Raw genomic sequence first — 21,819 nt, forward strand, 5'->3', positions numbered from 1 at the left:
GCAGACGGTGGAGGGCCTCGATCGGTGAGCTTTGCTGACGTCCTGATCGTTGGGGGCGGCCACGGCGGCGCGCAGGCCGCGCTCGCGCTGAGGCAGCGCGGCTTCGAAGGCCGCATCGTCATCGTCACCCGCGAATCCTTCCTGCCCTACGAGCGTCCGCCGCTCTCCAAGGACTATCTCGCTGGGGAAAAACCCTTCGAGAAAATGCTGATCCGCCCGGAGACCTACTGGGCGGAGCGCAATATCGACATCCGCACCCGCGCGGCGGTGGTCGCGATCGACCCGAAGCTGCGCAGCGCCGAACTGAGCGACGACAGCCGGATCGACTATCACTCGGTCATCTGGGCGGCGGGCGGCGATCCGCGCCGGCTGCCCTGCCAGGGGGCCGATCTCGACGGCGTCCATGCGATCCGCACGCGCGGCGATGTCGACCGGATCCGCGCCCAGCTGGATGGCGGGGTGCGAAAAATCGCGGTGGTCGGCGGCGGCTATATCGGGCTGGAGGCGGCGGCGGTGTTCCGCACGCTCGGCCTGCCGGTGACCGTGATCGAGCGCGAGGATCGCGTGCTGAGCCGCGTCGCCGGGCCCGAGCTTTCCATTTTCTACGAGGCCGAGCACCGCAGGCAGGGCGTCGACCTGCTGCTGGGCCACACGGTCGAAGCCCTGCTGGGCGACGATGATGGCAAGGTGCGCGCCGTCGCGCTCGCCAATGGGGACGAGATCGAGGCCGACCTGGTGATTGCCGGAATCGGGGTCGTGCCCGCGGTCGGTCCGCTCCTCGCGGCGGGCGCGGCGGGGACCAACGGGGTCGACGTGGACGATTTCTGCCGCACCAGCCTCGACGATACCTACGCGATCGGAGACTGTGCGGCGCACGCGAACGGGTTTGCCGACAACAAGGTCATCCGGCTCGAATCGGTCCAGAACGCGACCGACATGGCGACCACGGTGGCGAAGTACCTGACGGGCGAGCGCGAGGCGTATCAAGCGACGCCGTGGTTCTGGTCCAACCAGTACGACCTGCGGCTGCAGACGGTCGGTTTCTCGAGCGAGGGGGACGAGGCGGTGATGCGCGGCGATCCCGAAAGCCGCAGCTTTTCGGTCGTCTATCTGCGCGACGGGCGCGTCGCCGCGCTCGACTGCGTCAACGCCACCCGCGATTACGCGCAGGGGCGGCGGCTGGTCGAAGCGCGCAGCGAGCCGGATCGCGCGGCGCTGGCCGATCCGGATGTGGCGCTGAAGAGCTTGCTGTAGGCCCAGCCATAGATTGGTCGTCACCCCGGTGACGGTTAAGGTGAGAGCCGCCCAGCCGCCCACTGCGCCGCTTCCGCCACCACCGGATCGGGGTCCGACAGCAGCGGGGTCACCTGCGCCAGCAGTGCCCTCTGCCCACTATTGCCCGCCGCGATCAGGCAGTTGCGCACGAACCGGTTGCGCCCGATGCGCTTGATCGGCGACTTGCTGAACAGCTTGCGAAAGCCTGCATCGTCCAGTTGCAGGAAATCCGCGAGGCGCGGGCGGGCGAGTTCGGCGCGCGGCAGGAAGGCGCGGTTGGCCGCCGCGGATTTGGCGAACTTGTTCCACGGGCACACCGCCAGGCAATCGTCGCAGCCGTAGATCCGGTTGCCCATCGCCTCGCGGAATTCGTGCGGGATCGGCCCGTCATGCTCGATCGTGAGATAGGAAATGCAGCGCCGCGCATCGAGGCGGTAGGCCTGGGGGAAGGCGCTGGTCGGGCAAGCGTCCTGGCACGCGCGGCACGATCCGCAGCGGTCCTCGTGCGGGCCGTCGGGCTCGAAAGCCAGCGTGGTGTAAACCGCGCCGAGGAACAGCCAGCTGCCGTGTTCCATGCTGACCAGATTGGTATGCTTGCCCTGCCAGCCCAGCCCCGCACGCTGGGCCAGCGGCTTTTCCATCACCGGCGCCGTATCGACGAACAGCTTGAGCCGCGCCTCGCCCAGCCCGCGCGCCTCTGCCTCCGCCACCAGCCATCTGGCGAGGCTCTTGAGCGCTTTCTTCAGCTTGTCGTGGTAATCCTCCCCCCGGGCATAGACCGAGATGCGCGCGCGGTCGGCAGGCTCGGCCTCGGTCAGCGGATCGACGGGGGGCGCGTAGTTGGCGCCCAGCGCGATGACGCTGCGCGCCTCGGGCCACATGCCCTGCGGGCCCGCGCGGACCGAGGGATCGCGTTCCATCCAGCCCATCGATCCATGATAGCCCGCGTCCAGCCATTCGCGCAGCCGCCGGGCCATGCGCGGATCGTCCTGCGCATCGGCGAAACCGATCGTCGCGAAGCCCAGTGCCTTCGCCTGTTCGACGAGGTCCGCCTGCAGTTCGTCGATTGTCGCCGCTTCCGGCATGGACGGGCTTGCTCCTTGGCGCGTGGACCGGCACGGTCGATCCGAAAGACGACCTGCTAGACCAAGCGTGGGGGCGCGACAAACCCGTGGGAACAAGTGATTACGCGATCGAGGCCCGCGGCCTCGTCAAGCGGTTCGGCAATACGCTGGCGGTGAACGGCGTGGACATCACTGTCCCGCGCGGCGCGATCTACGGCATTCTCGGCCCCAACGGCGCCGGCAAGACGACCACCTTGCGCATGATCCTGGGCATCATCGACCCGGACGAAGGCGTGCGCCGCATTTTCGGCGAGGACCGCCCGCAGCGGATCGCGCGGCGGATCGGCTACCTGCCCGAGGAACGCGGGCTCTACCCCGCGATGAAGGCGCCCGATGCGATCGCCTTCATGGGGAGCTTGCGCGGACTGCCCCGCCTCGAAGGTCGCAGGCGCGGCATCGAGATGATGGAGGAGTACGGCCTCGGCCACGCGGTCGACCGGAAGATCAAGGAACTCTCCAAGGGCATGGCGCAGACTGTCCAGCTGCTCGGCACGCTGGTCCACCGGCCCGAACTGGTGATCCTCGACGAACCGTTTTCGGGCCTCGACGCGATCAACCAAGGCAAGCTGGAGGGCCTGATCCGCCAGCTGGCGGAGGACGGCACGACCGTGATCTTCTCGACCCACGTCATCCACCATGCCGAACGCCTGTGCAGCGACGTCGCGATCATTGCGGGCGGCAAGGTCCCCTACGCAGGATCGGTGGAAGTCGCGCGCGACCGCCTGCCGCCGCAGGTCCGGCTGGAAACCCAGAACGAGACGGGCCCGTGGCGCGACGCCCTGCCCGCCAGTGCCACGCGCGACGGCGATGCGTGGATCTTCGAAGTGCCCGCCACCGGGATCGAGCCACTGCTGCGCGCGCTGATCGAAGGCAATGCCGGCATTCGATCGCTCTCGATCGAGCGCGCCGGCCTGCACGATGCTTTCGTTACGATCGCGGGCGAGGCGGCCGCCAAGGCCTTGGCCAGCGACGATCCGGCACCGGAGACAGCCGCATGAGCAATTCCGCACGCCTGCCGCTGTGGCAAGCCGCCCTCGTGATCGCGCGGCGCGATTTCACCGCGATCGTGTTTAGCAAGGTCTTCCTGCTGTTCCTGATCGGCCCGCTGTTCTTCCTCGCGATCTCCGCCGGGGGCGGATACGTGGGCGGAATGGCCGCGAGCGGGATCGACGATCCGCAGCTGGGCGTCGCCTTTTCGGCCGAGGAAAACGCCGCGATGGAGCGCGCGCAGGCCACGCTCGACCCGCTCGTGGGCATGCCCGAGATCGCCCCGATCGATCCGGCCGGTGCGGACGAAAGCCCGCGCGAAATGCTCGACGACGAGGATCGCAAGCTGTTTGCGGTCGTCACCGGCAGCCTCGAGGAACCGCTGCTGACCGGCGCGAAAGAGGATGTCGAGCGGTGGGAGGGAGAAGTTGCGATGCTGGTCGGCGCGGCCCGTGGGACCGCGATCCCGCAGGCCGACATCGCGATCGATATGACCGACGGGGCGATCAACCGGCAGACCGCGCAGGATGCCACCGCGCGTGCGGGCATCGTGCTGCTCTTCATGCTCACGATCTTCCTCGCCGGCATGGTCCTGTCCAACCTCGTCGAGGAAAAGGGCAACAAGATCATCGAAATCCTCGCCGCCGCGATCCCGATGGACGCGGTGTTCGTGGGCAAGCTGTTCGCGATGCTGGGGGTCAGCCTCGTCGGGCTGGCGGTGTGGGGCACGGTCGGCGGCGCGATCGTGTTCCTGGGTTCGAGCGCGCTGCCCGTCATCCCGCCCCCGGCGGTCGGCTGGCCGGCGTTCTTCGCGCTGTTCGTGATCTATTTCGCGATGGCCTACCTGCTGATCGGGTCGATCTTCCTCGCGGTCGGATCGATGGCCCCGACGGTGCGCGACGTGCAGACGATCAGCATGCCCGCGACGATCCTGCAGCTGCTGATCTTCTTCCTCGCCAACTTCGCGGTCGGCCAGCCGGGCTCCGCGATCGAGGTCTTCGCGGCGATCTTCCCGCTGTCGAGCCCGTACATGATGATCGCCCGCGCGGCCAAGGAAGGCGTGCTGTGGTGGCACCTCGTCGCGATCGCCTGGCAGGTGCTGTGGGTCGCGATCTTCGTGAAGATCGGCGCGAACCTGTTCCGTGCCAAGGTGCTCAAGTCGGGCAGCGCTGGGCGCGAGAAGGGCGCGGGGCGCAAGGGCCTGCTGGCCATGTTCGCGCGCACCGCCGATCAGTCCTGAATAAGAACCTTTCTTGACTTGAGCGGCAGGTAGGGCAGGATGCCTCTTCGTCACGGTGCGCCCATGAAGGTGCGCCGGACGCGAGAGAGGAATGCCCAATGGCTACCACCGCCCAATCCCCCGCTGGTACGCACCAGTGGTCCCGCTCGCCCAGCGCGCATGAGGCGCTGGAGGCGCATTACGCCGCCAATCCCGGCACGCGCCCGCAGCACCCGCACAAGTGGGATACCAGCCGCAGCGACATCTATTCCGAAAACCGGTGGGAACCGATTTTCAAGGAAATGCGCGCCGCCGGCCCGGTTCATTACATCCCCGAAAGCCCCTTCGGCCCCTACTGGTCGGTGGTCGGCCACAAGGCGATCCAGCATACCGAGGCGCTGCCCGATATCTTCTCTTCCAGCTGGGAGCATGGCGGGATCACCATCCTCGACGATGTTGCGGATATCCCGGAAGAAGAGCGGATGCGACTGCCGATGTTCATCGCGATGGACCGGCCCAAACATACCGGCCAGCGCAAGACCGTGGCGCCCGCCTTCACCCCGGCGGAAATGAAGCGGCTGGAAGACGACATCCGCCGGCGCACCGGCGAAACGCTCGACGCGCTGCCGCAGGGCGAGACCTTCGACTGGGTCGAGAGGGTCTCGATCCCGCTGACCACCGGGATGCTTGCGATTCTGTTCGATTTCCCGTGGGAAGACCGCGACCTGCTGACCCACTGGTCCGACTGGTCGGGCGACACCGAACTCGCCAGCGTGCGCGCACTCGACGAGACGCGGCGCGGGATGCTGCGCGAGATGGCGGCCTATTTCCAGCTACTGTGGGCCGAGCGGGCGCAGAAGGGCGAAGCGCCGGACCTCATCAGCCGGATGATACACTCGCCCGCGATGAACCAGATGGAACCGCAGGAATTCATGGGCAATCTGGTCCTGCTGATCGTCGGCGGCAACGACACCACGCGCAACACGATGAGCGGGATCGTCCACGCGTTCGACCGCTTCCCCGACCAGCGCACCGCGTTCGAGGAGGACGCCTCGCTCATCCCCAACGCGGTGCAGGAATGCATCCGTTACCAGACCCCGCTCAAGCACATGCGCCGCACCTGCACGCAGGAGACGGAGCTGTTCGGCCAGACCATCGCGGCGGGCGACAAGGTTCTGCTCTGGTACAACTCCGCCAACCGCGACGAGACCGTGTTCGAGGACGCCGAAAAGCTCGACATCCGGCGCGAGAACGCGCGGCGGCACCTCGCCTTCGGCTACGGCATCCACCGCTGCGTGGGCGCGCGGCTGGCCGAGCTGCAGCTGCGCGTGCTGCTGGAGGAAATGCACGCGCGTCGCCTGCGGGTGCACGTGACGGGCGAGGTCCAGCGCGTGCGCGCGAACTTCGTCGAGGGTTTCCGCAAGCTGGAGGTCGAGGTCTCGCGGTTCTGACCCGCAGGCTACCGCCATAGGGCGTGGTTCGAAATCCCGGTCAGGCCTCCTACATGGAAGCCATGCGAGAGGACGAAACCATGACCGATCCCGATCCAGTCACCCGCCCCACCCGCCGCAGCGCCATCGCGCTGCTGGGCGGCGGCATCGCAAGCCTGGCGCTCGCGGCATGCGGGCGCAGCGCCGAAGCCAAGAGCTTTCCCGTCAGCCGCAGCGAGGCCGAATGGCGCAAGCGGCTGACCGCGGAAGAGTTCCGCGTGTTGCGCAAGGAAGGGACCGAGCGGGCCTTCACCTCACCGCTGAACGACAACAAGCGCGCCGGCACCTATGTGTGCGCGGGCTGCGCCAATCCCGTCTATTCCTCGAAGCACAAGTTCGACAGCGGGACCGGCTGGCCCAGCTTCTGGCAGCCGGTCGGCAGCGGCGCGGTGAGCACCTCCACCGATTACAAGATCGGCGTGCCGCGCACCGAAGTGCATTGCGCGCGCTGCGGCGGGCATCTGGGCCATATCTTCAACGACGGCCCGAAACCGACGGGCAAGCGCCATTGCATCAACGGCGTGGCGATGGATTTCAAACCGGCCTAGCTGGGGCCGCACCTCTGGCCGACGCGACGACGGGGGCGAGGAACCCTAGTCGGCAGGGTATCGGACGCGAAAGGCGCGCAGCGCTCCGGCTTCGAACCCTGGTACAGGCGTCAGCCATGAAGGCGTGTCCCCCATCTTGATCCGACGCGCGAGCGTATCTCCGTCGCCCCGCGAGGCGACTTGGAAGTCTGCGGCAGTCAGGCACGCCACCACGTAGTCAGCACCATTGGCAAGAACGATTTCGCGCGCATTCGCATAGTCGCCACCAAAAGCCTGCATCGTCTCGAATATCTTGCGCTGGTTGCGATGATAGCCGCTCATCACCGCAGTATGCGGGGTCAGGGCGAGCAGTTCGGGCCCGCGATCGAGCGTAGTGAAGATGTGCGCTCGCGGCCAATCGGCCAGCCGCCCGAAGTCGCAGCGGCGAGAGCCTGTGGTCGCGGCCACGCCAGCCGTCGCTCCCATTTGGTCAGGCGGATCGGGACGGTCGAAAAGCGATAGCGCTACCGGGGCGAGAAGCGGCGTGCACACCCAGATGCTCGCCACAGTGGCCAGAATGCGTGGAATTGTCGAGGTAAGCGCGCGTGCTTTCGGCAAGAGATGCAAGAGCAGAACCGTGGCGAAGGGAATGGTGAGAACCTGCCCTATCAACCCGGCCCGCAGCGTGGTGAAGGCGATGAGGTTCGCAACCGTGGCGGCAGCGGCCAGCAGCAGCCATTCCTCGCGCTTCGCGCGCTCGTTGCGCAAGACCAGGACGACAGCGGCCAGGGGAAGCATTGCGGTCCAGACCAGCATCGCAGCAGCGGGAGGTTCCTGCCGCCAGATGGGGTTCGCTTCCGCGATATTGGCCAGCCAGTTGGCCTTCAGATAGGGATCGAGATCGTAGAGCGGCGAGATTGCACACATGCCCAGCGGCATGATCACCAGGGGCGCGCCAACCAGGCAGATGGGGACGAGCGAGAGCGCACGGCCGCGCCAGTCTCCCTGCAACGGCGCATAGCGGCTTGCCCGGGCGATGACCGCGCCGGCGGCGAAGGCGGCGATGTGGGGCCAGCTCAACACATCGCACAAGGGCTGCGACCAGGTATCCGGCGCGCGGAAGATCATCATCAGGGCGGTACCGCCCGCTGCCAGCCCCGCGAGGTAGGCCTCGTGTTCGTGCCGCGCGAAAAGGATATAGCGCAGAGCGAAGAGCGCGCCGAATGCCGCGGCGAGCGGAAATCCTTCGAGCGAGATCATCAGCCACAGCGCAGCCATCGTTCCTGCAGCGAGCGCCGGCGCGCGACCGCCCCGCACCATCAGCCATGCGACCGTCAATGCTGCAATAGCCTGCCAGCCGTGATGGTCGATCCGCGCCGGGGAAAAGATGGCGACGCAGAAGGGAAAGAGCAGAAGGAGACCTGCCCCGACCACCCCTGCCTTGGGACGCCCGAGCCGGTTCAGCAGCGCGCGGATCAGCGCCATCGCAATGAAGAGCTGGGCGAGGGGAATGATGGTGAGCGTCAGCCTGTCCGACCAGCTGGTCGGCAGGAACAGGTCGAACAGCGCCATCGCAGCGGCGATCGGCAGATCGACTATGCGCGTCCAGTGCATGTCCGCGCCGTACGGCGGATCGAAGCGATACTGCCGTGTGTCGTACCAGCCCTGTCCGCCCAGCCAGTCGCGTACCTGAAGGTAGCGCATGTAATCGTCGGGATCGTGCGGCTGCGATCCGGTCGTGAGCATTGCACCGATGCCGATCACCAGGGCGCAGACCAGCCAGAGCTGCCAGAGCGGGACCGGCCAGAGCGATAGGGCGGGCCGCATAATCCGGGGCGCTTCCGCTTTGGCCCGTACCGCCACGGGCTCAGTGGAAAGCACGGAACACCAGGCGGTTGCGTAGCCACCACGTCAGACAGAAGCTCAGGCCAATCGCCGTGATCTTGCCCAGAAGGGGATCGATGCCGCCGGCATCGCTGGCCGCGACGAGTGCGGTGGTCAGCGCCAGTCCGGCCAGCGCAGAGATGACGAACAGCGCCTTTTGCCTGGTCCTGGCGAGGCCCCTGTCGGCAACGCGGCCGTGAAAGACCGTACGGCTCGACAATAACCAATGGGCGAGAATCCCGGCGCCATAGGCCAGTGCGGAAGCGGGCGCCGCGCCCATCCCGACTGCCAGCAGGCCAAGGAAACTGCCCATATCCACCGCCAGCGCCCCTACGCTGGCGAGGACGTAGCGCAGAATGACCTGATCGGTCAGGCGCTGAATGGCGATGTGCATGACCAAGCCCCTCCCGTCGGTGTCAGGCGGCGCGGCGCGCGTCGGCGGCATCTTCGGGCGCGTCGTCGATTTCCGAGGACTCGGCGAGCCGGGTCGGCACGTCTCGCACGGAGCCCAGTGCGGCGGCCTGGTCTTCGGAGACCCCGCGGGCCGGCAGCGCCTTCTCGGCGCCCTCGTCGCCCGCCTCGTGATATTCGGCGTCCTCGTTCACGCACCAGATGTCGTAGACCCGCTGCCCGGCGAGGATGTTCTCGACCGTCAGCATCGCGGTCATCATCGCATGGTCCTGGTTGTTGTAGCGGTGCATCCCGTTGCGTCCGACCATGTGCAGCGTGGGGTAGCTCTCCTCCAGCTCGTCGCGCATGGCGGCGACGTTGGCGGCATAATCCTCGTCATAGACCGGGTAGGCCTTCTCCTGCCGCACGACCGCACCGCCCTTGACCTTTGCCGGGTCGAGCAGGCCGAGGATGCGCATTTCCTCGGTCGCGAGCGCGATCAGGTCGTCGTCGTCCATCGACCACAGCCCGTCGCCTTCGAAACAGAAATATTCGAGGCCGACGCAGGCCATCTTTTCGTCCGGGATCATCTCGGGCGACCAGCTGCGGAAGTTCTGCACGCGGCCGACCTTCACCTTGCTGTCGTGGATGTAGATCCAGTTGTCGGGGAACAGGTCTTCCCCCTCCACCATCAGTGCGACGGTCAGGAAGTCGCGATATTTGAGTTCGTTCGCCTGGAAGGTCGATTGCGGCAGCGGGTGCATCCGCTTGGCCAGCTCGCGCATCGGTGCAGAGCTGATCGCGTGGCGCGCCTTGACCGTCAGCATACCGGTCGGCCCCTTGGCGGTCATCCGCCAGCCGCCTCGCCCGTCGCTCGCGAGCTGGTCGAGCGCATGGCCCATGATGACCTGCCCCTTGCCGCTCGCCTCGATCTTGTCGCGCGCGGCCTCCCACATCATGCCGGGCCCCTGGCGCGGGTAGCGGAAGCTTTCGAGCAGGGTCTTGGCCTGCATCCCGTCATTCGGCTTCTTGTTGAGGCCAAGGCTGCGCTTCAGCCCGTCGACCACGGCGCCCATCAGCGAGAGCCCCTTGATCCGCTGCGCCGCCCAGTCCGCGCTCATTTCGTCGCACGGCATGCCCCACACCTTCTCGGTATAGGTCTTGAAGAAGATCGAGTAGAGCTTGTGGCCGAACTGGTTGGTGGTCCAGTCCTCGAAGCTCTTCACATTGCGGTTGGGGAAGGCGCGCGCCCACAGATAGCTCGCCATGCAGGCGGTGGAGCGCCACAGGCCGAGATTGCGCAGCGCCTCGAACGCGCGCAGCGGGTAGGAGTAGAACTTGCCCTCGTAATAGATGCGGCTCATCCGTGGGCGCTCGATGAAGTCGTCGGGCAGGATCTCGTTCCACAGGTCGACCACCTGCTGAGATTTGGAAAAGAACCGGTGCCCGCCGATGTCGAAGCGATAGCCCTCGTGCTCCACGGTACGGCTGATGCCGCCCACGTAGGTCGCATCCTTCTCGATAATCGCCACGCTCTTGCCGGCCTTGGTCAGCAGGTAGCCTGCGGTGAGCCCTGCAGGGCCTGCTCCAACGATGGCCACGTCGACATCGAGTGACTGGACTTCAAGAGTTGATCGGTTCGCGTCGGTCATCGGACCCCCCGGTTGCTTGTCGCTTGGCCGGGGAGTGAACGAAAATGGTTAGGGAGCCGTAAACGATGGGGCAAAGCCGGGGCGCAAAAACGGCGGCCAGGCTGGCCTGCTGCCGCTCAGCGAGACCGGTCGCTACTGGCCCTGAAGCCGATGTGAGCGACGTGCGCCCGGTGTGCGGGGCCAGGAAAATGGTGCGGGTGGTGGGACTCGAACCCACACGTCCAGAGGACAGGGGATTTTAAGTCCCCGGCGTCTACCATTCCGCCACACCCGCCCGGCCTGCGCCTCGACGCAAGCGGTGGCGGACGCGAATAGCGTGCGGCGGATCGTTTGGCGAGATGCCGGACGGCGAAACGCTCAGTCGTCGTTCAGCGCGTTGCGCATTTCCTTGCCCGGCTTGAAATAGGGCACGCGCTTGGCCGGCACGTCGACCGCTTCGCCGGTGCGGGGATTGCGACCGGTCCGCGCCTCGCGCTCGCGGGTCGAGAACGCCCCGAAACCGCGCAGTTCGACGCGCCCCCCTTCGGCCAGGCGCTGGGCGATCTCTTCGAAGAAGATATCGACCACCTGCTCGATCTCCTGCGATCGCAGGTCGGGGTTGTCTTGTGCCAGCTTCTGCAGCAGCTCGGATCTGATCATGCTTCGCGCGTCCCGTTCAAGCGCTTCGACCGGTTATCCGCGTGTGCGGCCCGGTTCTTCCAAGATATGCGACCCCCGGGCCGCGAGTCCCCAATTGCGAGCCTGCGTGCCAGAACCCACCGATTTTCGCAATGCGCGGATGCAATAAATGTTAGTCTTGCGCCAAGCGGTCCTCGACCGGGCGCGCCAGCAGATCGGCGGATGACAGGTCGAGACGGTCGAGACGCGCCCTGATCTGCGGCCATTCGTGCTTCAGGAAACTCGCGCGTTCGGCGGCGCGCAGGCGATCCGCCGCACCCCCGGTCACATACATGCCGACCCCGCGCCGGACCGCGACCAGCCCGTCGTCCTGGAATTGCTGGAAGGCCTTGGCCACGGTGAGCGGGTTCGCGCCTTGCTCCGCTGCGAAGGCACGCACCGACGGGAGCATCTCCCCTTCGGCAAACTCGCCATCCAGGATAGCGGCGGCGATAATATCGCGCAGCCGCAGGTAAACGGGACGTGCATCGGGATTGGAGAGCGATCGGGCCATGGTGGTTCAGTGACATAATACAGCGGATCGCGTCAAGGTTCCCATGCGCGATCAATGCCGTTGCCATAAGGGTCATTATAAGACCTCGGCGTAGCGCTTGGGCTTCACACAGCGTTTTTGCGCGCTAGGGTGCGCGCCTTTATAAGGTTACGCGTGCTGCGCGCGCGGTGGAAGGGATTGCTGAATGACCGACATGAAGGACATGGCCCTCTGGAACGAAGGCGATTGGATCGCGGCGATCGCCGCGGTCATCCTGACCGCTTTCCTCGTCGTGGGGGCCCTGGCGATTACACGCCCGAAGGACGAAGTTCTCGGCCATCCGAAAGGCCTCTACGTCCTGTTCTTCGCCGAAATGTGGGAGCGGTTTTCCTACTACGGCATGCGCGCCCTGCTGGTGCTCTACCTCGTCAAGCACTGGCTCTATTCCGATGGTGGAGCGAGCCTGATCTACGGGGCCTATACCAGCCTCGTCTACATCACTCCGGTCCTTGGTGGCTGGCTGGCCGACAGGTATCTCGGGCAGCGCAAGGCGGTGCTGTACGGCGCCGTCCTGCTGACCGCTGGCCACTTCTTCATGGCATTCGAGGGGGACGGCTCGGGCTATGCCAACGACCCGGCGCTCAACATCTTCTGGCTGGCGCTGGCGCTGATCATCGTCGGCTCGGGCTTCCTGAAGGCGAATATCTCCGTGATCGTGGGCCAGCTCTATCCGCGCACCGACGTGCGCCGCGATTCAGCGTACACGATCTTCTACATCGGGATTAACCTCGGCGCGGCCGCCGGTACGATCATCGCGGGTTACCTGGGTGAGACGATCGGCTGGGCCTACGGCTTCGGCGCGGCGGGCATCGGCATGTTGCTGGGCCTGGTCGTGTTCGTGCTGGGCAAGCCGCTTCTGCGTGGCCAGGGCGAACCGCCCGTGCCCGCGAAGCTCAAGGAAAAGGTCGCCGGCATCAACCTGGAATGGATGCTCTACGCGGTCGGCCTCGTCGGCGTGGCGGTCATCTGGGCGCTGATCCAGTTCCAGGAAGCCATTGGCTGGATCCTGCTCGCGTCCGGTGCGGCGTTGCTGCTCTACGTTCTCAAGGAGGCGTTCAAGCTGGACAACGACTCGCGTGACCGTGTGTTCGCGATGATCTGCATCATCCTCCTGATGCCGCTGTTCTGGGGCCTGTTCGAACAGGCCGGCGGTTCGGTGAACCTGTTTACCGATCGCTATGTCGATCGTCAGGGCGTGCCGACTTCGCTCTTCCAGTCGATCAACCCGATCTACATCATCCTGCTCGGCCCGCTCTTCGCAGGCCTGTGGCAGTTCCTCGGCAAACGCGGGTGGGAACCCAACACCTACGCGAAGATGGGCCTGGGTATCGTCCAGATGGGCCTGGCGTTCATCGTACTCGTGCTCGGGGCGAATGCCTCGGGGGCCGACGCGCTGGTGCCGGTGCTCTTCATCTTCCTGTTCTACCTGCTCTCGACCACGGGTGAGCTGTGCCTCAGCCCGGTTGGCCTTTCGGCGATCAACCGCCTGTCGGTGCGCCACATGGCCAGCCTGATGATGGCCGCGTTCTTCTTCGGCACCGCCGGGGGCAACTACGTGGCAGGCTTCATGGGCACGCTGATGGGCGAAGGCGGCGAAGGTGGCGAGATCACGCGTCAGGGTGCGCTCGACGTGTACTGGAGCATGGGCCTGGTGGCCGCTGGCATCGGCGCGTTCGTCGTGCTGATCAGCCCGCTGGTCAAGAAGCTGATGCATCTCGACACGCTAACCGACGACGATGTCGGCGACGACCTGGAAGGCCAGCGCGAAGGCCCCGGCGAAGCGCAGGGTGCGGGTATCCACCCGGCGACACGGCCAAACAACTAAGACGATCCTCGAGGGGGGAAGAGCAATGCTGACACGCACACTGGCAGCCCTTGGATGCGCGCTGGCGCTGGGGGCCTGTTCCACCACGGGCGGCGGGGGAGGCGACACCCGCGCCGCCGCCTCTTCCCCCACCCTCGGCGCGGATGGCTCTGTGCCGTTCGCGTCGACCTACCAGCGCTACCCCGGTCGCCCGACCGCGCTGGTCGGCGCGACCATCTACGACGGTGCGGGCAACCGGTTCGACGATGCCACCGTGCTGTTTCGCGACGGCGAAGTGGTCGAGGTCGGCACCAGGCTCGACACGGCCGGCTACGACGTGATCGACGGCACGGGCAAGTTCGTGACGCCGGGCGTGATCGACATCCACTCGCACCTCGGCGACTACCCCACCCCCTCGGTCCAGGCGCATAGCGACGGGAACGAGGCGACCAGCCCGATGACCCCGGAAGTCTGGGCCGAACATTCGGTCTGGCCGCAGGACCCGGGCTTTACCCGCGCGCTCGCCAATGGCGGCGTCACCAGCCTCCAGATCCTGCCCGGATCGGCCAACCTCACGGGCGGGCGTTCGGTCACGCTCAAGAACGTCTGGTCGCGCACGGTGCAGGGCATGAAGTTCCCCGGCGCGCCCTACGGCATGAAGATGGCGTGCGGCGAGAATCCCAAGCGCGTCTACGGATCGCGCGGGCGCATGCCCTCCACCCGGATGGGCAACTTCGCGGTCAACCGCCAGATGTGGATCGACGCGCAGGCCTATGACGGCAAGCGGCGCGATCTCGGCAACGAAACGCTCAAGGGCGTGCTCGACGGCGAGATCCTCGTCCACAACCACTGCTACCGCGCGGACGAGATGGCGCTGGTCATGGATATGGCCAAGGAGATGGGCTACAAGGTCACCGCCTTCCACCACGCGGTCGAAGCCTACAAGATCGGCGACCTGCTGCGCGAAAACGACGTGTGCAGCGCGATCTGGGCCGACTGGTACGGCTTCAAGATGGAAAGCTACGACGGCATTCCCGAAAACGCCGGCCTGCTGTGGCAGGCGGGGGCCTGCGTCGTCATCCATTCGGACGATGCCAACGGGATCCAGCGCCTCAACCAGGAAGCCGCCAAGGCGCAGGCCGCGGGCAACCGCATGGGCCTGAACATTCCCGATGCCGAGGTGGTTGGCTGGTTTACGCTCAACGCCGCCAAGGCGATGGGCATCGACGCGATGACCGGCAGCCTCGAGCCGGGCAAGATGGCCGACGTGGTCCTGTGGAACGGCGATCCGCTGTCCGTCTATTCGCGGCCCGAGAAGGTCTGGATCGACGGCGCGCTGCTCTATGATGCGATGGACCCCGATCGCCGCCCGGTGAGCGATTTCGAGCTCGGCCAGCCCGGTGAAGGAGACGTGAAATGATCGCCCGCTTCCTTCTCGGCACCGCCGCGGCGCTTGCCATGATCGCTCCTGCGACGGCGCAGGATTTTGCCATAACCAACGCCACTGTCGCGACCGGCGACGGCTCCGAGCCGGTCGAGAACGCCACCGTCGTGGTGCGCGATGGCCGCGTCGTGGCGGCGGGCACGGGCGCCTCCGTCCCCGCAGGGGTCGAGCGGATCGACGGCACCGGCAAGTGGGTGACGCCCGGCATCTTCTCCGCAGTCACCGACCTCGGCCTGTCGGACGTCGACGGGGTAAGCGAGAGCAACGACACGTCAGCCGGCAACTCGCCGTTCAGCGCCGCGCTCGATGCATCGACCGCGCTCAATCCCAATTCGCAGGACGTGCTGGTCGCCCGTGCGGACGGGATCACGCGGGCGAGCGTCTATTCCAGCCCATCCGCCTCCATCTTCGGCGGGCAGGGCGCGGTGATCGACCTTGGCGCAGACCCCGAAATGGTTACCCGCACGCGCGCCTTCCAGATCGTCGACCTCGGCGAACGCGGCGCGCGCATCTCGGGCGGCAGCCGCACCAGCGCCCACGCCCTGCTGCGCAACGCCCTGCGCGAGGCGACCCAGTTCGGCGACCGCGCCGCGATCGGCGCCGCGACGGCGCGCCCGTCCGACACGCGCTTCGGCGACGACGTGCCGCTCGACCCGCGGCTCGACGGGCGCGACAGCGAGCGTGCGGGCGATGTCCTGTTGACCCGCTTCGATGCCGCCGCGCTGGTCCCGGTCGTGCGGGGCGAACAGCCGCTCTACGTGGTGGCGGAACGCGCGGCGGACATCCGCGAAGTGCTCAAGCTGACGCGTGATTTCCCCAACCTCGATCTCGTCATCCTCGGCGCGAGCGAAGGCTGGATGGCCGCGCAGGATATCGCGGCCGCTGGCGTGCCGGTGATTGCCGACCCGCTCGACGACCTGCCGCAGGGCTTCGACCAGCTCGCCGCGACGCAAAGCAATGTCGGGCGCATGCAGGCTGCCGGGGTCACCGTGGCGATCGGCCGGATGGAAGGTGGCACGGGCGAACAGCCGCGCAATGCCCGCCAGTACGCAGGCAATCTCGTCGCGCTTACGCGCGTACCGGGGGCGAGCGGGCTGAGCTGGGGCCAGGCCCTCGCCACGATCACCTCGATCCCGGCGCGGATCGCGGGCTTCGGCGGGCGGCTCGGCACGCTGACCAGCGGCGCCGCTGCCGACGTGGTGATCTGGGACGGCGATCCGCTGGAAGTGGGCAGCGCCGCGGAGGCTGTGTTCATCGACGGCATCCGCCAGCCGACCGACAACCACCAGACGCGCCTGCGCGAACGCTATCGCGACCTCGACCAGAGCGAACTGCCCAAGGCGTACCGTTGATGCGCGCGGCGCTTGCCCTGCTGGCGCTCGGCCTGCCGGTCGCGGCGATCGCACAGGACGCGCCCGAAGCGCCTGCGCATGACCTCGCCTGGCACAACACGCAGCAGCTGGCGATCGCCGAGCTGCGGCAGGAGGATGGTTGGCGCGTGCTGCCGGGCGGGCTCAAGTACCGCCGCATCGCGGGTGACGGCACGGGCCCGAAGCCTTCAGTCTCCGACACGGTCACGGTGCACTATGCCGGGCGGCTGCTCGACGGGACGCAGTTCGACAGTTCCTACGACCGCGGCGAGCCCGCGACCTTCCCGCTCGGGCGGCTGGTCAAGGCATGGCAGCTCGCCATTCCCGAGATGGGCGTGGGCGACACGATCGAACTCTATGCCCCGGCGGACCTCGCCTATGGTCCGGTCGGCAAGGGCCCGATACCGGGCAATGCGACGCTGATCTTCAAGGTGGAATTGCTCGGTATCGAATAGCGACAATCGCACAGGGAGTGTTCGGATGGTGGACCCGCTTGTCTCGTTGATCGCTGCGAGCGTTGCCTTCGTTGGGACGCATTTCGCGATGTCGCATCCGCTGCGCGGCCCCATGGTCCGCGTGCTGGGCCATGGCGGCTTCATGATCGTCTACACGCTGGTCAGCATCGCGATGATGGGGTGGATGTACCTCGCCTTCGTCGCCACGCCTGCCGGAGCGCCGCTATGGGGCGGTTACGGCGACGCGGTGTGGATCGTGGCGAGCACGATCACCCTCGTGGCGATGGTGCTGTTCGCGGGATCGCTGGTTGGCAACCCCGCCCTGCCGGCGCCGGGTGCGGAGCAAGCCGCGCGGCGTGAACCCACCGGGGTGTTCGCGATCACCCGCCATCCGATGATGTGGGGCTTTGCCCTTTGGGCCCTCGCGCATCTGATCGCCGCGCCCACGCCGCGCACTGTGGTGGTGGCGCTGGCGATCGGCGTGCTCGCGCTGCTCGGCGCGCATTTCCAGGACCGCAAGAAAGAGGTGCTGATGGGTGAAGCGTGGGGCCAGTGGGAAGCCAAGACGGATTATTGGCCGCAGTTTGGCAAGCTGCTCTCCGCCGGGCCGATCGCGTGGATCGGCGGCATCGCAATCTGGCTCGGCGCCACGTGGCTCCACGCGATGGAGGCCGGCGTGTGGCGGTGGGTCTAGCCGCCCTCAGGCAGCGAAGCGGTAGGGACGGATCGTCTATTCGCCCCTGAAGTCCGGCGCGCGCTTTTCGATCAGCGCCGCCACGCCTTCCTCGTGATCGGCGGTATGGTGCATCAGCCCCTGCGTGCTGGCCGCCAGTTCGAGCGCGCCGTCGTAGGAAAGTTCGCGCCCCTGCCGCAGCATCATCTTGGTCTGACGCAGCGCGGCCGGCGGCATCGCGGCAACCTTCTGCGCGAGCGCCTGAGCCTCTTCCAGCAGCACATCGGGCTCGACGACGCGGGAGACGAAGCCCCAGTCGAGCATGGTCCGCGCGTCGATCACCTCACCGGTAAAGAACAGCTCTGCGGCGCGCGCCTCGCCGATCACGCGCGGGAGCAGCCATGTCCCACCATCGCCAGGCACAAGGCCGAGCTTGAGGAAGGTCACGCCAAACTTCGCCGACGTACTCGCGATTCGCATGTCGGCGAGACAGGCGAGATCGCCGCCCAGGCCGATCGCGGGGCCGTTGATGGCCGCGATCAGAGGGACGCGCAGGCTGTAGAGCGCGCGCAGGATGCGATGGATGTTGGTGCGGTAACCATCGGCGATATCGGCAGGCGATCCCGCGAAATTGCCGGTCCGCTGTTGCATCGCCTTGATGTCCCCGCCCGCACTGAAGGCACGCCCGGCACCGGTCAGGATCGCGCAGCGGATATTGCCGTCGGCATTGATCGCATCGCACGCCTCGACGAAGGCATCGCCATCGCCCGCTTGACCGAGTGCATTCATGCTCTCCGGTCGCGTGAGGGTTAGCGTGGCGATGTGGTTCGTGGTTTCGATGGTCAGCAGGGACATAAGCGAGTTCCTTTCGCCGCCGTCCTAGTCGCCCCATCCACAATTCGTCACCCCCGCGCCGGCGGAGGTCCCGCTGACCTCCAGACTCTCGGCAAAGGAAGCTGGCCCCCGGATCAAGTCCGGGGTGACGAAGAGGTTTGCGGTGAGAGCCTGCGGGAAAGGGAGAGGCGGAGCGACGGTGGCCTCCACCCGCAGATTTGGCACCCTAAGCCCGCGCCTCTTCGACACCCGCCGAATTGTGTCGCAGCGCGGCCAGGACCGTGTCGACGATATCGGGCGCATTGAGCCCCGCCTCGTCGTACTGCTTCTTCGGATCGTCCTGGTCCTGGAAGATATCGGGCAGGCGCATGGTACGCACTTTCAGGCCATCATCGAGCAACCCGCCGTCGCTGGCAAAGGTCAGCACGTGCGCGCCGAGACCGCCGATGGCGGCTTCCTCGATCGTCAGCACCACTTCGTGCTCGCGCATCGCCTTCTCGATCAGCGCGGTGTCGAGCGGCTTGGCAAAGCGCATGTCGGCGACCGTGGTCGACAGCCCCTTCGCCTCGAGCTGCTCGGCGGCATCCATCGCCTCGCCCAGCCGCGTGCCGAGCGAGAGGATCGCAACCTTGCTGCCTTCCTTGATGATCCGGCCCTTGCCGATCTCTAGCTTTTCGAGCGTTTCGGGGATCTCGACACCCGTGCCCGCGCCGCGCGGATAGCGGAAGGCGATGGGGCCTTCGTCGTATTCGGCGGCGGTGTAGGTCATGTGCGCAAGCTCCGCCTCGTCGGCGGCCGCCATCACCACCATGTTGGGCAGCGTCGCCAGATAGGTGACGTCGAAACTGCCTGCATGCGTTGCGCCGTCGGCACCGACCAGCCCCGCGCGGTCGATCGCGAAGCGCACCGGCAGGTTCTGGATCGCGACGTCGTGGACGACCTGGTCGTAGGCGCGCTGGAGGAAGGTCGAATAGATCGCGGCGAAAGGTCGCATGCCCTGCGCGGCGAGGCCGGCGGCGAAGGTCACGCCGTGCTGTTCGGCAATGCCGACATCGAAGCTGCGCTCCGGGTGGGCCTTGGCGAACTTGTCGACCCCCGTGCCGCCCGGCATCGCAGCGGTGATCGCGCAGATGCGATCGTCGGTCTCGGCCAGTTTGGCGAGGGTTTCGCCGAACACGTTCTGGTAATTCGGCGGGCCGCCCTTGCTCTTCTTCTGCTCGCCCGTGATCACATCGAACTTGGAGACGCCATGGTACTTGTCCGCCGACTGTTCGGCGAACTTGTAGCCCTTGCCCTTCTCGGTCACGACGTGGATCAGCACCGGGCCCTGGTCGGAATCGCGCACGTTTTCCAGCACCGGGATCAGGTGGTCCAGATTGTGCCCGTCGATCGGCCCGACATAGTAGAAGCCCAGTTCCTCGAACAGCGTCCCGCCGGTCACCATGCCCCGGGTGAACTCCTCCGCCTTGCCGAGGGAGGAGTGCAGGCGGCGATGCATCTTCTTGGCGACCTTGGAGGCAAGGCTGCGCAGGCCGAGATATTCGCCGCTGGAGACGACGCGCGCGAGATAGGCGGACAGGCCGCCGACGGGCGGCGCGATCGACATGTCGTTGTCGTTGAGGATCACGACAAGGCGATTGCCCGCCTGTTCGGCATTGTTCATCGCCTCGTAGGCCATGCCGGCGCTCATCGCGCCGTCGCCGATCACCGCGATCGCGCGGCCGGGCTTGTCCTGCAGCTTGTTGGCCATGGCAAAGCCCAACCCCGCGCTGATCGAGGTGGAGGAATGCGCCGCACCGAAGGGGTCGTATTCGCTCTCGGCACGCTTCGTGAAGCCCGACAGGCCGCCGCCCTGGCGCAGCGTGCGGATCCGGTCGCGCCGCCCGGTCAGGATCTTGTGCGGGTAGCACTGGTGGCCCACGTCCCAGATCAGCCGGTCTTCGGGCGTGTTGAAGATGTAGTGGATCGCCACGGTCAGCTCGACCACGCCGAGGCCCGACCCCAGATGCCCGCCGGTGGTGCCCACCGCATCGATCATTTCGGTGCGCAGTTCGTCGGCCAGTTGCCGGAGCTTGTCACGCTCGATCTTGCGGAGATCCGCGGGGTAGTTGACCGTGTCGAGCAACGGCGTTTCGGGTCGATTATCCATAAGGAACAGTCCTACAACGTGGAACCGGACCTGTCGACAAACTGCGTCGCCGCGCTAGCTTGCGCAGGCTTCGCACAGGCCCCGCAGCTCCACGACGGGGCGCACTTCCGAATAGCCGGCTTCTTGGCCTGCTTCGCGCAGCGCGCCCGTCAGCCGATCGTCGTCGATATGGTCGGCCGCTCCGCAATCGTCGCAGATCAGGAAAATGCAGTCGTGCCGGCAGCCGGGGTGCGAGTTGACGAGAAAGGCATTCGCACTCTCGATCCGGTTGGCGAGGTTGTTGCGCACGAAGATGTCGAGGATGCGGTAAACGCTGTTGGGCGCGACCCGGCGGCCGCGCTGATTGCTCAGATTTTCGGCAATATCATAGGCCGAAACGGGCCGGGTATGCTTGGCCAGTTCCTCGAACACCTCGGAGCGCATGCCGGTCCAGCGTTCGCCCTGATTCTCTAGCGAGCGCTGCGCGGCGGTGATCAGGGCCTCGCCCTCGTGCTCATGATGCGTGTGCTTGTGTGCGGTAGCCATTGGTCGAAGATAGCGTGCCAGGCGGCGCGTTTCCAGTTCGTGCGTGCAGCGCGGGGTGGACGGCGCCTGCGAGCGGAGTTCTAGTCCCGCAGGAAACTGGCGCGATAGACGCCGGGGTAGAACTCTCTGAGCGCGGCGACCTTGGGCGCGTCCCAGCGCACGATATAGCCGTGCCGCGGGTTCTTGAGCGCGAAGTTCTGGTGGTAGTCCTCGGCCGGGTAGAAGGCCTGTGCGCGCACGATACCGGTCACGATCGGTTCGTCCCAGACGTTCGAGCGTTTCATCTGCGCGAGATAGGCCTTGGCGACCTTCAGCTGCTCCGCCGAAGTGGGGACCAGTTCGGCATTATACTGCGCACCGCGATCGGGACCTTGGCGATTACGCAGGGTCGGGTCGGCGACCACCGAGAAGAAGATGCGCAGCAGCTGGTCGTATCGAATCTGCGAAGGATCGTAGGTGATCTTCACCGCCTCGACATGGTCGGTCACGCCGCTGGAGACGAGCTTGTAGTCGGCCTGCCGCTTGGTCCCGCCATGATAGCCGGCGACCGCGCTCCTTACACCCTTCACATGGCTGAACACGGCCTCGACGCCCCAGAAGCAGCCGCCGGCGAAGATTGCGGTCTTGAGGCCACTCTCGCGCGCCTTGGTCTGGGCGACGGGCGCGCGAACGTGGTTCTCCGCCGCAAGCGCCTGGCTGCAGCCGGCGAGCGCAAGGGCGCCCGCAGCGAGCATGGTCAGGCAGGGGGCGGCGATACGGGGCATCAGATGAAGATCGCGATGAGACCTTCGGCGGCATCGAACCGCG

The 21,819-nt window shown here is 66.6% G+C and carries 20 protein-coding genes and 1 tRNA gene; 10 read left to right on the plus strand and 11 right to left on the minus strand.

Annotated features, from left to right (window positions below; genetic code table 11):
* Positions 1-24: 24 nt before the first annotated feature.
* Positions 25-1,254: an NAD(P)/FAD-dependent oxidoreductase gene (locus tag ACYQ0L_RS06665; protein ID WP_459788256.1), complete on the plus strand. Its 1,230-nt coding sequence runs from the start codon at positions 25-27 to the stop codon at positions 1,252-1,254.
* Positions 1,255-1,289: 35 nt separating this feature from the next.
* On the opposite strand, the gene queG is transcribed toward ACYQ0L_RS06665, so the two are convergent.
* Positions 1,290-2,360: a tRNA epoxyqueuosine(34) reductase QueG gene (queG, locus tag ACYQ0L_RS06670; RefSeq protein WP_459788257.1), complete on the minus strand. Its 1,071-nt coding sequence runs from the start codon at positions 2,358-2,360 to the stop codon at positions 1,290-1,292.
* A gap of 53 nt (positions 2,361-2,413) precedes the next feature.
* Between queG and ACYQ0L_RS06675 the strand changes: the two genes are divergently transcribed.
* The 4 genes from ACYQ0L_RS06675 to msrB all read left to right on the plus strand — a co-directional run bounded on the left by ACYQ0L_RS06675 (position 2,414) and on the right by msrB (position 6,643).
* Positions 2,414-3,397: an ABC transporter ATP-binding protein gene (locus tag ACYQ0L_RS06675; RefSeq protein WP_459789000.1), complete on the plus strand. Its 984-nt coding sequence runs from the start codon at positions 2,414-2,416 to the stop codon at positions 3,395-3,397.
* Positions 3,394-4,626 carry an ABC transporter permease gene (locus ACYQ0L_RS06680; protein ID WP_459788258.1) on the plus strand — a complete coding sequence of 411 codons (1,233 nt, stop codon included), beginning with the start codon at positions 3,394-3,396 and terminating at the stop codon, positions 4,624-4,626. The genes ACYQ0L_RS06675 and ACYQ0L_RS06680 overlap by 4 nt, the downstream gene beginning before the upstream one ends.
* A 98-nt stretch (positions 4,627-4,724) precedes the next feature.
* Positions 4,725-6,056: a cytochrome P450 gene (locus ACYQ0L_RS06685; RefSeq protein ID WP_459788259.1), complete on the plus strand. Its 1,332-nt coding sequence runs from the start codon at positions 4,725-4,727 to the stop codon at positions 6,054-6,056.
* A gap of 53 nt (positions 6,057-6,109) precedes the next feature.
* Positions 6,110-6,643, plus strand: a complete 534-nt coding sequence (gene msrB, locus ACYQ0L_RS06690) for a peptide-methionine (R)-S-oxide reductase MsrB (RefSeq protein ID WP_459788260.1) — start codon at positions 6,110-6,112, stop codon at positions 6,641-6,643.
* Between the two features lie 45 nt (positions 6,644-6,688).
* Here msrB and ACYQ0L_RS06695 read toward each other — a convergent pair whose 3' ends face one another.
* From ACYQ0L_RS06695 to ACYQ0L_RS06720, 6 genes are all read right to left on the minus strand, one after another.
* On the minus strand, positions 6,689-8,449 hold the full coding sequence (locus ACYQ0L_RS06695) for a hypothetical protein (RefSeq protein ID WP_459788262.1): 1,761 nt from the start codon (positions 8,447-8,449) through the stop codon (positions 6,689-6,691).
* 40 nt (positions 8,450-8,489) lie between these two features.
* Positions 8,490-8,900 carry a GtrA family protein gene (locus ACYQ0L_RS06700; RefSeq protein WP_459788263.1) on the minus strand — a complete coding sequence of 137 codons (411 nt, stop codon included), beginning with the start codon at positions 8,898-8,900 and terminating at the stop codon, positions 8,490-8,492.
* A 22-nt stretch (positions 8,901-8,922) separates the two neighbouring features.
* On the minus strand, positions 8,923-10,548 hold the full coding sequence (locus ACYQ0L_RS06705; protein WP_459788264.1) for an NAD(P)/FAD-dependent oxidoreductase: 1,626 nt from the start codon (positions 10,546-10,548) through the stop codon (positions 8,923-8,925).
* 189 nt (positions 10,549-10,737) lie between these two features.
* Positions 10,738-10,822 (minus strand) — tRNA-Leu (locus tag ACYQ0L_RS06710).
* 83 nt (positions 10,823-10,905) lie between these two features.
* Positions 10,906-11,187, minus strand: coding sequence for an integration host factor subunit beta (locus ACYQ0L_RS06715; RefSeq protein WP_459788266.1), 282 nt, complete (start codon positions 11,185-11,187; stop codon positions 10,906-10,908).
* Positions 11,188-11,338: 151 nt separating this feature from the next.
* A complete protein-coding gene (locus ACYQ0L_RS06720; protein ID WP_459788267.1) occupies positions 11,339-11,719 on the minus strand; it encodes a GntR family transcriptional regulator in 381 nt (126 codons plus the stop codon).
* A 193-nt stretch (positions 11,720-11,912) separates the two neighbouring features.
* Between ACYQ0L_RS06720 and ACYQ0L_RS06725 the strand changes: the two genes are divergently transcribed.
* Genes ACYQ0L_RS06725 through ACYQ0L_RS06745 form a run of 5 tightly spaced genes read left to right on the plus strand, consistent with a single transcriptional unit; the run spans position 11,913 to position 17,525 of the window.
* Positions 11,913-13,583: a peptide MFS transporter gene (locus tag ACYQ0L_RS06725; RefSeq protein ID WP_459789002.1), complete on the plus strand. Its 1,671-nt coding sequence runs from the start codon at positions 11,913-11,915 to the stop codon at positions 13,581-13,583.
* 25 nt (positions 13,584-13,608) lie between these two features.
* Entirely contained in the window at positions 13,609-14,982 is a 1,374-nt protein-coding gene (locus ACYQ0L_RS06730; protein ID WP_459788268.1) for an amidohydrolase, read from the plus strand.
* Positions 14,979-16,358 carry an amidohydrolase family protein gene (locus tag ACYQ0L_RS06735; protein WP_459788270.1) on the plus strand — a complete coding sequence of 460 codons (1,380 nt, stop codon included), beginning with the start codon at positions 14,979-14,981 and terminating at the stop codon, positions 16,356-16,358. The genes ACYQ0L_RS06730 and ACYQ0L_RS06735 overlap by 4 nt, the downstream gene beginning before the upstream one ends.
* Complete coding sequence (locus ACYQ0L_RS06740; protein ID WP_459788271.1) at positions 16,358-16,831, plus strand: FKBP-type peptidyl-prolyl cis-trans isomerase; 474 nt, start codon at positions 16,358-16,360, stop codon at positions 16,829-16,831. Before ACYQ0L_RS06735 ends, ACYQ0L_RS06740 begins: the two co-directional genes overlap by 1 nt.
* A gap of 25 nt (positions 16,832-16,856) precedes the next feature.
* A complete protein-coding gene (locus ACYQ0L_RS06745) occupies positions 16,857-17,525 on the plus strand; it encodes an NnrU family protein (protein ID WP_459788272.1) in 669 nt (222 codons plus the stop codon).
* A 36-nt stretch (positions 17,526-17,561) separates the two neighbouring features.
* Here the strand turns inward: ACYQ0L_RS06745 and ACYQ0L_RS06750 are convergent, their stop codons facing one another.
* The 4 genes from ACYQ0L_RS06750 to msrA all read right to left on the minus strand — a co-directional run bounded on the left by ACYQ0L_RS06750 (position 17,562) and on the right by msrA (position 21,776).
* Positions 17,562-18,359, minus strand: coding sequence for a crotonase/enoyl-CoA hydratase family protein (locus ACYQ0L_RS06750; protein WP_459788273.1), 798 nt, complete (start codon positions 18,357-18,359; stop codon positions 17,562-17,564).
* A 205-nt stretch (positions 18,360-18,564) separates the two neighbouring features.
* Positions 18,565-20,487 carry a 1-deoxy-D-xylulose-5-phosphate synthase gene (gene dxs / locus ACYQ0L_RS06755; RefSeq protein WP_459788275.1) on the minus strand — a complete coding sequence of 641 codons (1,923 nt, stop codon included), beginning with the start codon at positions 20,485-20,487 and terminating at the stop codon, positions 18,565-18,567.
* A gap of 54 nt (positions 20,488-20,541) precedes the next feature.
* Positions 20,542-21,012, minus strand: a complete 471-nt coding sequence (locus tag ACYQ0L_RS06760; RefSeq protein WP_459788276.1) for a Fur family transcriptional regulator — start codon at positions 21,010-21,012, stop codon at positions 20,542-20,544.
* An 80-nt stretch (positions 21,013-21,092) separates the two neighbouring features.
* The gene (msrA, locus tag ACYQ0L_RS06765; RefSeq protein WP_459788277.1) at positions 21,093-21,776 is read right to left on the minus strand and encodes a peptide-methionine (S)-S-oxide reductase MsrA; all 684 of its coding nucleotides are present in this window, start codon (positions 21,774-21,776) and stop codon (positions 21,093-21,095) included.
* Between the last annotated feature and the right edge of the window lie 43 nt (positions 21,777-21,819).

The organism is Alteriqipengyuania triglochinis (assembly GCF_054655655.1).